General features: G+C 41.5%; 7 protein-coding genes. 1 reads left to right on the forward strand and 6 read right to left on the reverse strand.

Going from position 1 to position 10,330, the window contains the following annotated elements; all coding sequences use genetic code 11:
- The coding region (locus Q0393_RS03475) for a hypothetical protein (RefSeq protein WP_298977944.1) at nt 1-1,130 on the forward strand (1,130 nt) is incomplete at its 5' end.
- 760 nt (nt 1,131-1,890) lie between these two features.
- Here the strand turns inward: Q0393_RS03475 and Q0393_RS03480 are convergent.
- The 6 genes from Q0393_RS03480 to Q0393_RS03505 all read right to left on the reverse strand — a co-directional run bounded on the left by Q0393_RS03480 (nt 1,891) and on the right by Q0393_RS03505 (nt 10,086).
- Nucleotides 1,891-4,881 carry a TonB-dependent hemoglobin/transferrin/lactoferrin family receptor gene (locus tag Q0393_RS03480; RefSeq protein ID WP_298977945.1) on the reverse strand — a complete coding sequence of 997 codons (2,991 nt, stop codon included), beginning with the start codon at nt 4,879-4,881 and terminating at the stop codon, nt 1,891-1,893.
- A gap of 348 nt (nt 4,882-5,229) precedes the next feature.
- Nucleotides 5,230-6,255 (reverse strand): tetratricopeptide repeat protein, encoded by a 1,026-nt coding sequence (locus Q0393_RS03485; protein ID WP_298977946.1) that lies wholly within the window; start codon nt 6,253-6,255, stop codon nt 5,230-5,232.
- 133 nt (nt 6,256-6,388) lie between these two features.
- On the reverse strand, nt 6,389-8,470 hold the full coding sequence (locus Q0393_RS03490) for an RNA degradosome polyphosphate kinase (RefSeq protein WP_298977947.1): 2,082 nt from the start codon (nt 8,468-8,470) through the stop codon (nt 6,389-6,391).
- Nucleotides 8,471-8,583: 113 nt separating this feature from the next.
- Nucleotides 8,584-9,369: a hypothetical protein gene (locus tag Q0393_RS03495; RefSeq protein WP_298977948.1), complete on the reverse strand. Its 786-nt coding sequence runs from the start codon at nt 9,367-9,369 to the stop codon at nt 8,584-8,586.
- A gap of 8 nt (nt 9,370-9,377) precedes the next feature.
- Complete coding sequence (locus Q0393_RS03500) at nt 9,378-9,521, reverse strand: hypothetical protein (RefSeq protein ID WP_297949253.1); 144 nt, start codon at nt 9,519-9,521, stop codon at nt 9,378-9,380.
- A 34-nt stretch (nt 9,522-9,555) separates the two neighbouring features.
- Nucleotides 9,556-10,086, reverse strand: coding sequence for a hypothetical protein (locus tag Q0393_RS03505; RefSeq protein ID WP_297949251.1), 531 nt, complete (start codon nt 10,084-10,086; stop codon nt 9,556-9,558).
- Nucleotides 10,087-10,330: the final 244 nt, after the last annotated feature.

Genomic DNA, 10,330 nt, shown 5'->3' on the forward strand with positions numbered 1-10,330 from the left:
GCTTGCTTTCAAATTTAAAAAAGCTCGATTTGCAAGGCACAAGAGTTTCGGATCTGCCTTCGTGCGTGCAAAATTTAAAAAAGCTCGAGTATTTAGGTTTACGTGCTACTAAATTTACGGAGATTAGTGAAAATATCTCTAAAATTCCAAATCTTAAGACTCTGATTTTGGATCGTTGCCCCGTAAAAGAGTTGAGCGCGAATGTAGCGAATTTAAAGAATTTAGAATATCTCGAACTGGATGAAACGCATATTTCGCAATTGCCGCCACAGATTACAGGGATGAGCAAGCTGCGAGAGCTCCACTGTTATAGTTGTAATTTTTTACATACTTTGCCTACGTATCTAGCAGAGCTGAAAAGTCTGGAAATTTTATATCTTACGAACACGCATATAGAGGCGCTACCCGATGAGGTTTCGCGAATGCCGAGTCTAAAGGAACTAAGCGAAGATTTTACCTCTCCTCCTGAAAATATCGTAAATTTACCCAATCTTGAGGAGTGGGGCCATATGGACGAGCAGAGATTGCGGCTCGCCGTAAAAATCCCGTCGCTCAAAAGGCTTCATATAAGTTCAAATATCAAAACGATCCCGTCTGAGTTGGGGGATTTGCATAATTTGCAGGAGCTTGATATTTGGTCTGAAAATATACAAGAAATCCCTGAAAGTATCGGCGCATTAAAAAGCTTAAAAAAGCTTGATATTGGCAGATATAAGCAAGAGGGTCTGCCTGAGAGCATCGGCATGCTTGATGCTTTGGAAGAGCTGAAAATTAACAGCCAAGCCATTACGAAAATCCCTGAGAGCATCGGAAACCTACATAATTTAAAGGAGCTTTACATCCACGGCAAAAATATTACGCAGCTTCCGGAAAGCATCGGAAATTTAAAAAATTTAGAAATTTTAGATATCTCCGAGACTGCAATTAAAAAATTACCGCAGAGTATAAACGATATGACGAGTCTTAAATATCTTGATCTTCGCGATACCGATTTAGAGGAGCTTAACGTCGATTTTATCCGCCTTAGCAAACTTTACGGCATTAATTTGTATGGCGTTAAGCTTAAAAAGAAGCCCGTAGTTCCTAAGATAGAGGGAAGGCATATTGGCATTAGAGGATATGAGGATTAAATTTAAAACGAAGCTATGATTTGTCCAGCGCCGACATATACCGCGGCGGGATTTTAAGCAAATAATACAAGGAGATAAATCGCGCAAAAGATCGCTAGCCGGATCAGCCCTGCGCGCTAACGACGGCGAGACTTAGCAAGCTTTAAAGCTTCATACGGGCGCCGCAAATTTAAAAACCTCGTGCGCCGCGCGAAAATAGAACAATTTATCTGTGTGGGCTCTTCCTTAAATTTAGCGAGCTTCGGAGCAAAATTTGAAGTTAAAATTTTTAAAGGACCACTGCGTTTATAAGATTTGTCGTCACAAGCGGGCGAGATAGAGCGAAGAGAAATAGATTACGCACATTGCCGCAAAAAGGCTATCTTCGCTTGGAGGCGAGATGATACGCTTGCGGATTACGGCATTAAAATTCCCCTGCGATTTGTGTAGTGTGGGGCTGTGCGCTTGCGAAATTTTTAGCACATACGGATGCTATGTTTTCCGGCTCGGTAAATTTACACGGGCAAAAAATTCGATCTCGAAGCGACGGAAAGATCGCGAGCGTCGTTGCAAAATTATAAAGCTGATGTCATCACAGAAAGAAGCCTTTGGCCTGCCGCGCTACGTAAAATTTGAAATTTATATGCTACATAAAATTCGGGAATCTAAATGATACCAAATGATTTACTATCGCCATCCTTTTTAAATTTAGTAATAAATCTATAAATTTTGATTCCAAAGGCTTTTGTTTTAATAAGACGTCAAACACTTGATTAAATTTTTAAAACTGAAACTCCCATGTGAGTTTATAGTTCCTACCCGGCGAGTAAAAGCGGTTGATGCCAAGTCCTGTTTCTTGATCTATCAGATTGCTAGTTCCAAAAGGCCTTATTGATCTGGCACTTTCCCAAGTGATATATTTGCGATCGGTTATATTATATGCGCCTGCACGAAGAGTTAGATATTTGATCGGCTTTACATATGTTACGAAGTCTATCGTGGTATATGCGCCGCTTCTCCATTCCACTTCGCTATTGCTTACAGGTTTGCCGTTTACGATTTTACCGCTTCGCGCTTGCTCATACCAATACATATTATAGGTGTCGTCTCCTTTTTTTGCAGCTACCGCAGTTACAAATAGATCTGCGCCGAATTTATCGCCTGGGCTTTGGTAGCTTACACTATAAACCGCCGTTCTAGGCTGGATCGCATTCATCGGGGTATCTATTTTGCCATTACCTATGTCCATTCTACCCTTTTGGATACTTAGCTTGTATCCAATGCTAAAACCCTGCAATGGTTGCCAAATTTGATCCAAAGCCAGTCTCGAGTCTATCTCTATTCCTCTTACTCTTGCTTTTGGACGATTTACGTTTTGATACACAGAGGCAGGCATTGTACTTCCACCGTTTCCATAAGGAAGCTGAAATTCCCCTTTATATTGTAAATCTATAAAATTCCTATAATCCGTTTGGAATAAATTCAATGTAACGAAGCTTGGCGAATTATGAAACGTAAAGGCAATCTCTTTAGTCTTTGCCGTTTCTTTTTTCAAATCCAAATTCGGATATATCGAAAAATCAGGGTGCTGGAAAGTGAAGTAAATTTCATCCGAAGTAGGCGCCCTAAATCCGTTTGCGTATTTAAGCTGAAGCCTGAAAAAATCAAGTGGATCGATGCTTGTAGATAAAGAATATGAATTTGCCGAATATTTTCTCTTCTGAGAAGCTAAATATACGGCGTTGGCTTCTGCATTTGCATTCTTATGCGCCTTTATCTCATCACTAGACGGCGTACCAGGAAGTGGAGTATAAGGAACAAACATTCCGATAAATAGATCAGTTGGAATTTTTGGCGTAACGCCTGGGGTATATGATGGATTGTGTTTAACCTTATCATACCTATAATTAAGATCAAAGGCTAAAACATCGTTTATACGAAAGTCATCTCCCACATAAAGCGCTCCGGTTTTGGTTTCAACCGGAATAAGGAAGCTAAAAGGATCATCTTCGTGACCGCAAGCGTTATTATAGGCAGAGGCATTGGTATATGATTGGCATTTATCTGGATACCAAGTGCCTAATATGGGAAACTTAGGATTAGTATTTCTAACTCCTGCAAAGTATTTAGCCCACCATTGTTTATTTTGAGGAGAGTAACCCGCCCTATTTACCATACTTTTATCGCTTTTACTATAAAGCCCTCCATAACTTAAAGAGTGTTCTGTACTTTTTATATGAAAGTCTTTTGTAAGATCAAGATTAAACTGCTTAGTATTGGTGTTTAAATCTCTATCCTTCCAGTTATTTTCTACGTATCCGTTTTGGCTAGGTAAAAGTATCTCATCCGAACCAACCGGTGATAATTTGCCGTAATTGCCTTTACTATAAGGCGTAGTTACTTTATTTATTGAATATGTTTTATATGTACCGCTATTTGTATCAAAAAGAGTCATACCTTTAGAGCAATCATATTCATCACAATTGATATAGGCATCATCATTAGGTTTATAACTGCTATATGCATCCATATCTAATATATGGGATTCGTTTTTTGGATTATCCGGATCCGAAAAATCAAACTGGCTATCTACTAACGTAGGCATAAATCCCCACTTTAGCCATGTCTTTACTTCCCCTCCGTATTTATCTACCATTTTTCCGTTTTCGTTTATATGTAGACCGGACGGATTTGAAATCCCCGCGCAATTATCGCCCTCGCAATACTCATCCGTTCTCGCTTTTAACTTAATATGTTGCTTGTTATAGCTAAATTTTAAGCTATCCCATAAAGGCGTTTCGTCGAAATTTTCGTAAGTGAACGAATAGTTTTTTCTTTCGCTTCTATCGTTGGTATGTCGTATATCGTTAGTCAAGGCTCCCCAAGGAGTTTGCGTATTATAAAGAGCAAATTGATTCGACCAGTCTATTCCCTCTGATTTTATATTAGACTTATCGTATCCTAGGCTAAATCTATCGGTATCGGTAGGCTGAAAGCCAAATTTTACCAATGTGCTTTTTTTGTAAATTCTATAAGGATCAGGTTTTTCTCTAACTTTTCTTATAACAGTAGGATCATATTTTTTATATCCCCAGTTTTTTAGTTCATGTCCTTCTCTATCAGTATGAATAGCCAAAAGATCAAACCACTTAAACCGAACTGCAGCTGCGTGGCTTTGCCAGTTTTGTCTATCCGCACTTTGATACCCGCGCTTAAATCCGTAATACCAATCCTTCTCCGTTAGATAGTCTCTCGCATCCTTTGTCTCAAACGCCACAGAACCACCTAGCGCGCCCGAGCCTCTTTTTACCGAATCTGCACCTTTAGTGATATCTACCTGTCTTACGTTTTCAACCTCAACGCCGTTTCTAGTGTTATTAAAGTTTCCATATCCTTCAAATAGATCTTTAAAACCTTGCGAGCTTAACGTTTCTGCTTGGCGAAGTCCATCTATGCTTATATCTACACGATTTTCATCTACTCCGCGGATCGAATAACCACTAGCACCGAATCTTCCGCTTTCGACAACTGAAACGCCGGTTTCGTGACGAACCATATCTCTACTGTCGCTAACTTGCTCTTTGGCGAGTTGCTTGGCGCTCTTTTTCGTTTCGCCGACTTTTTTGGTAAGCGGGTCGCTTTCTACGTTTCCCGTAACATTGATCTGCCCTAAATTTTGGGAGCCACCTTCGCTATCGTCCTGTGCAGCTAAAGTAGCCGCGCATAAGCAGAGCGCTCCTGCCGCTGCAATAGAAAACCTAAATAAGCTCATTTTGATCCTTTTATAATACTATTTCTCATATGCGTTATTAAAAAGAGCAGTATATTAGTGAAAAATTCTTTAAATTTAAATTAAAAAGAATTTATTTATCATTTATAGTTATAAAATTTAATTAAATTTAAAGAATTCCCAGGTTTACGCCTTTATCTCTTAAATTTACATTTTTTAAAATTACAAATTTTTACTTTAAATTTAAAAGTATTTTTATGAAATGCATGCGATGAGACAGTGAGTAAATTTTAAAATTTTAACTTGAGAAATTCCAAAATTTTATCATAAGTGAGCGGAATTTTATCTACGCGTAGTCATGTTTGCGCACAAGTACGCGAGATTCACGGATTAAGGCGCGATCGGTGCGATGCCGTGTTTATCATTGATGAGTTCCGCTTCGTTTAATTGCTTGTATTCGTCACAGCCGATCTGCTCTGCTAAATCGCATGCTTTTCCGTAAAATTCTTTTACTAATGATCTATCTTGTTTAATGTGCCATCCATTTTTGTATAAATCCCCGAGATAATTACACGAGTCCGCATCCCCGTTCTCGCAAGTATTTTTAAGCAAATTTAGCCCGCTTTGATATAGGCTTTCTGCTTTTTGGTAATTGCCTTCTTTGTATAAGTCTCCCAGAATCAAGCACGACGTCGCTCTGCCGCCGCTACAAGCCTTTTGGTATAAATCCGCAGCCTTTTTGAAATCCTTCTCTACGCCCTTGCCGTCCAAGTATAGATCTGCTAGGCGCTGACACTCATATAGGCTGCCCTCATCGCATTTCTTTTGATTTATTTGAGCCTTCTTTTGGTACAAAACAGCCGCTTTTTTATATAGAATCTCCGCCTTTTGCAAATCCTGTCTGACCTTGTTGCCGTTTTTATATAAATATGCGAGGTTATTGCACATATCTGCATCGCCGTTATCGCAAATCATTTGACGCAAAACCATAGCCTTGTGTTTGTCTCCTACGACGCCGATACCGGATTCGTATGAAATTGCAAGCAAATTGCACGAAAACATATTGCCGCCGTCACAAGCCTTTTGATGCAGGCTCGCCGCCTTTTGATAATCTTGTCTAACGCCATAGCCTTCAAAGTATAGTCCTGCAAGCTCATAGCAACCGGTCATATCTCCGTCATCGCAGGCTTTTTGATAAAAATTCGCCGCTTTTTGATAGTTTTGAGTGACGTTCCTGCCGAATCGATATAAGTTTCCGAGCCTATAGCAACTTCGCGTATCTCCACCGTCGCAGCTGCGCTGCCACATTTTTATCGCTTTAGAATAATCGCCGTCCTCATAGAGCTTGTCCGCGTCTTCAAAGACTCCCCCCATGCAAAACATAGCTATAACGGCTAGATAAAGATATCTTTTCATTTAATCCCTTTGAAATTTCTGTAAATCTACTCGCGCGTTTGCGGCGCAAAATTCCTCATTTGGTATTTATAAGCTCGGCTTGCGCGCGGGCTTAATGCGCAGCTAGCCCTGGCGCAAACCGAACAGAACCGCGTTAGCTCTCCTTCAAAAGCTTAGTTAGCGCAGTGCCGCTTTCGTCGTGTTTGCGGATATTTTTATAAATTTTACTAAAATAAGCTTCTAAAAATTCCTGATCGTCGATCCTCTCTTCGCCCTTTTTCGGCGCGATCTTTCGGTACTCGCCGCTGCTTTGCAGCTCGAATGCAAGCTCGTTGTCGCTTAGCTGAAGTTTTAAAATTTCTTTGAGTTTGTTTTGCAAATTTTCGTTGTAGATCGGGCTCATCAGCTCCAGTCTGCGCTCTAAATTTCGCGGCATCCAATCCGCGCTCGCGATGTATAGGCTGGGCTGCGCGTGCGCGAAGTAAAAAATTCTAGCGTGCTCCAGGTATTTGCCGACGATCGAGATCACGCGGATATTTTCGCTGACGCCCTTAAGCGCCGGGCGCAAGCAGCAGATACCGCGCACGATGAGATCGATCTTTACGCCCGCGGCGCTTGCTTTATACAGCGCCTTGATCATATCGCCGTCGACAAGAGCGTTCATCTTAGCGATGATCCTGCCGGCAGAGCCTTTTTTCTCCTCGTTTTTTATCATCGCTAGAAGCCGCTCTTTGATCTGCATCGGCGACATAGAGAGGTTGTCCAGCTTGCGGTTTTTGTTGTAGCCCGAGAGGATGTGGAAGAAATTCGTCGTGTCCTTATCGAAGCGATCGCCGCAGGTAAAAAAGCTCACGTCGGTGTAAATTTTAGCGCTAGAGCCGTTGTAGTTGCCCGTGCCTAAGTGGATATAAAATTTTAACTTGCCTTCCTCTTTTTTGATGATCTGCGTTACCTTGGCGTGGACTTTAAAGCCCGTGATGCCGTAGATCACGTGCGCGCCCGCGTCTTCGAGCGCCTTTGCCCAGTGCAGGTTGTTTTCCTCATCAAACCTCGCCTTAAGCTCGACCATCACCGTTACCTGCTTGCCGTCGCTTGCGGCCTCGATCAGGCTCTGGACGATCGGGGAGTTTTTCTCCACGCGATACAGCGTCATACGGATCGAGATGACCTTTGGATCCTTGGCGGCTTCTTTGATGAGCTTTTGGACAGGATCGAAGCTTTCGTAAGGATGAATTAACAAGATATCCTCTTTCTCCATCGCGCTCATAACGGAGGTGTTTTCGTTAAAGGGGGGCAGAGTTTTTGGCAGATACTGAGGATGGGCTAGAAAGGAAAAATCCTTATTGGAAGCGATCTCCCAAAGCCCGTCCAGCGTAAGCGGCACGGCGCATTCATATATATCTTTGTAAAAAATTTTAAGATGAGAATTTAGAAATTCTAATAGTTCGGCATCGGCGTCTTTTTCGATCTGAAGCCGCACAAAAGCCCCCTTGCGGCGCAGTTTAAGCCCCGCTTCCAGGATCATCATAAAATCGTCCGCTTCCTCCTCCTCGATTACGATATCTGCGTTTCGCGTGACGCGGAAAGCTGCGGAGCTGATGAGCTTGTAGCCCGGGAAAATCTCCTCCGCATGGCGCTTTACGATGGTGCCGATCGGCACGTAGGTGTTTTGCGCGACCTGCACGAAGCGCGGGATCACGCGCGGAATTCTAATCATCCCAAAATGCACCGACTCGGGCGCGCCCTCGTCGCAGAGCTTGACTGCGAGGGAGAAGCTGAGATTGTTTAGATGAGGGAAGGGATGGGTCGCATCCACTGCGATCGGGACGATGACAGGCATTATCTGCGAGAAGAAAAACTCGTCCGCTACCGGCTTGAGCTCGGGCGGTAGCTCGTCGTAACTTTTGATAAAAAGCCCGTTTTTGCAAAGCTCTTTTTGGATGCCGAAATACTGCTGCTCAAGCTCGGTTTGTTCGTTTCTTAGATAGGAGCGGATCGCGCGTAGCTGCTCAAGAGGCGTCATCTCATCGTCCCCGCTGGTTATAACGCCGGCGGTAAAAAGCTGCTTCAAGCCCGCCACGCGGATCATATAAAATTCGTCTAAATTCGTGCTGTAAATCGCTAGGAATTTTAATTTTTCAATTAGCGGGATATCCTTTTTGCATTGTTCCAGCACGCGGGTATTGAAGCGTAGCCAGCTTAGCTCGCGGTTTATAAAATTATTTTGTGTTTGCATAAGAACTCCTTTTTGAATATTAATTCTAAGATTATAGCCCAATTAAGATTAAATTTTAAAGTCCGAATTTTATGAGCTTGCAAGTGGGGCAATTTAGTATTTAAAATTCTGCCCTAATTCCCTATTTTTCCTAAATCCTTGCACATTTGCGCATTGCCGTCTTTGCAGCCCAGCTTTAAATACCGCCTCAAATATAAAATTTGCTCCTCCTCCTCCTCGCTCATATCGAGTACCCATTTGCACGCTTCCTTTATATTACCCTTATCGCAAGCCTTCTTGCAAAAATTTTTGCCTTTATTTTTATCTACTTTAGCCCACAACAGCAGTCCGTAAGCGTAGCACGAAGGGTAATGCTCTCCGTTGCAGCCGATTTCATAAAATTTCATAACCTCATTTATATTCTCATTCTCTCTGTTTAACGATGTGGCAAAGTGCCCGCATCCTGCGGGATTTCCCGCATCGCAGGATTTTTTAAAATACTCTTTTGCCGCAAGCTCATCCTTTTTTACGCCCTCGCCGTAAAAATATAAAAGCCCGTAATCGTCGCAAAATTTCGCGTCCAGCTCGCAAGCTCTTTCGTAATATGTCTTGATTTTCGCGTGTTTTTCGTCCAAAGAAGTAAGCGAATACGCTTGTCCCATAAAAATGCAGCCTTTGGCATATCCCAAACTGCATGATTTTTCAAAAAATTCCAATGCCAAATCGTCGTTTTTTTGTGCGCAAGATCTATTATTTAGAATTAAAGCCGCCAAATAGCATGCTTTGCCGTCGCCGCTACTGCATTTCTTAAAATTTAAATCGTAAGTATCGCATGCAGGCACCCCTAGAGAATAAATTTTGCTTACGCTCTCAGCCTTTAAAAACAGAACCGACGCGAGTATAAACAATAGTGCTTTCATTTTAATCCTTACGAATGATATAAATTTAAATTTAGATCGGCAGGCGACGTAAATTTTATCTTTTTACTAGCGGCTACACTTTGATTGCACTCTGCCGCGACCGGCATCATTAAGATCAAAAGCGTCGAAATCTCGGGATAAAATTCTTTCATTATCGCTCTTTGCCTCCTTCAGATTTGCCATCTTTTACTCCTTTGTTGAATTTGCGTTGTATTTATCAGTTATTTCTTTAAATGCTTCTAGCGCACACTTTACGGGATCGTGTTCCTCCTCATCTCGTAAGCAGTTTTCTAAAGCCGTCTTCAACGCGCAAGATCTTAGTTTAAATAGTTTTTTCTGATCGGTAAATTTTTCACAAGCCGTAGTGTAATTTATAACAGCCTTTTTAATGTTGCCTCTTAAACCTATGTCTTGTGTTCCAAGAGCAAAACAAGACTCCGCAATACCCGCCTTGCAAGATTTTTCATAAGGAGTGATAGAAGCTTCACGCATACCAAGCTTAGGACCTAATATATAACCAAGATCCGAGCATCCGATCATATCTCCGCCATCGCATTTTTTAGATAAAATTTCTATTAGTTTAGTACACGAACTATATTTGCCATTTCCTTTATCGCATTCGTTATAAAGATTTTCCTCTTCAGCCGTAGGCTTGCCAGCCATTACGATAGAAGCTAAAAATATCATAGAATAAAATACAAAATTAATTTTCCCCATACAATTTCCTTTCGACACCTTCAAAAATAATTTTACCTTTTTTTATAGGGTTACACTCTTTGTCTTTTAGGCAGGCTTTCAGTTCCTCGATATTTTTGCAAACTATATCTCTATCTTTAAGATCGCTATTACAAACTTTTTCAAGACTTTTAATTGCTGCTTGCATATTACCGTTTAGATATATATTTAGGCTCAATTAAACTTAAGCGGATTTTCTCTTATCAGTTTCAACAGTTTCTGATAT

The organism is uncultured Campylobacter sp., from assembly GCF_938015785.1.
Lineage (GTDB): Bacteria > Campylobacterota > Campylobacteria > Campylobacterales > Campylobacteraceae > Campylobacter_B.

What these genes read in the sequence shown, in the direction of transcription:
- Q0393_RS03480 (WP_298977945.1), bottom strand. Translation starts at nt 4,881, where the DNA reads ATGAGCTTATTTAGGTTTTCTATTGCAGCGGCAGGAGCGCTCTGCTTA.
- Q0393_RS03490 (WP_298977947.1), bottom strand. Translation starts at nt 8,470, where the DNA reads ATGCAAACACAAAATAATTTTATAAACCGCGAGCTAAGCTGGCTACGC.
- Q0393_RS03495 (WP_298977948.1), bottom strand. Translation starts at nt 9,369, where the DNA reads ATGAAAGCACTATTGTTTATACTCGCGTCGGTTCTGTTTTTAAAGGCT.
- Q0393_RS03500 (WP_297949253.1), bottom strand. Translation starts at nt 9,521, where the DNA reads ATGAAAGAATTTTATCCCGAGATTTCGACGCTTTTGATCTTAATGATG.
- Q0393_RS03485 (WP_298977946.1), bottom strand. Translation starts at nt 6,255, where the DNA reads ATGAAAAGATATCTTTATCTAGCCGTTATAGCTATGTTTTGCATGGGG.
- Q0393_RS03505 (WP_297949251.1), bottom strand. Translation starts at nt 10,086, where the DNA reads ATGGGGAAAATTAATTTTGTATTTTATTCTATGATATTTTTAGCTTCT.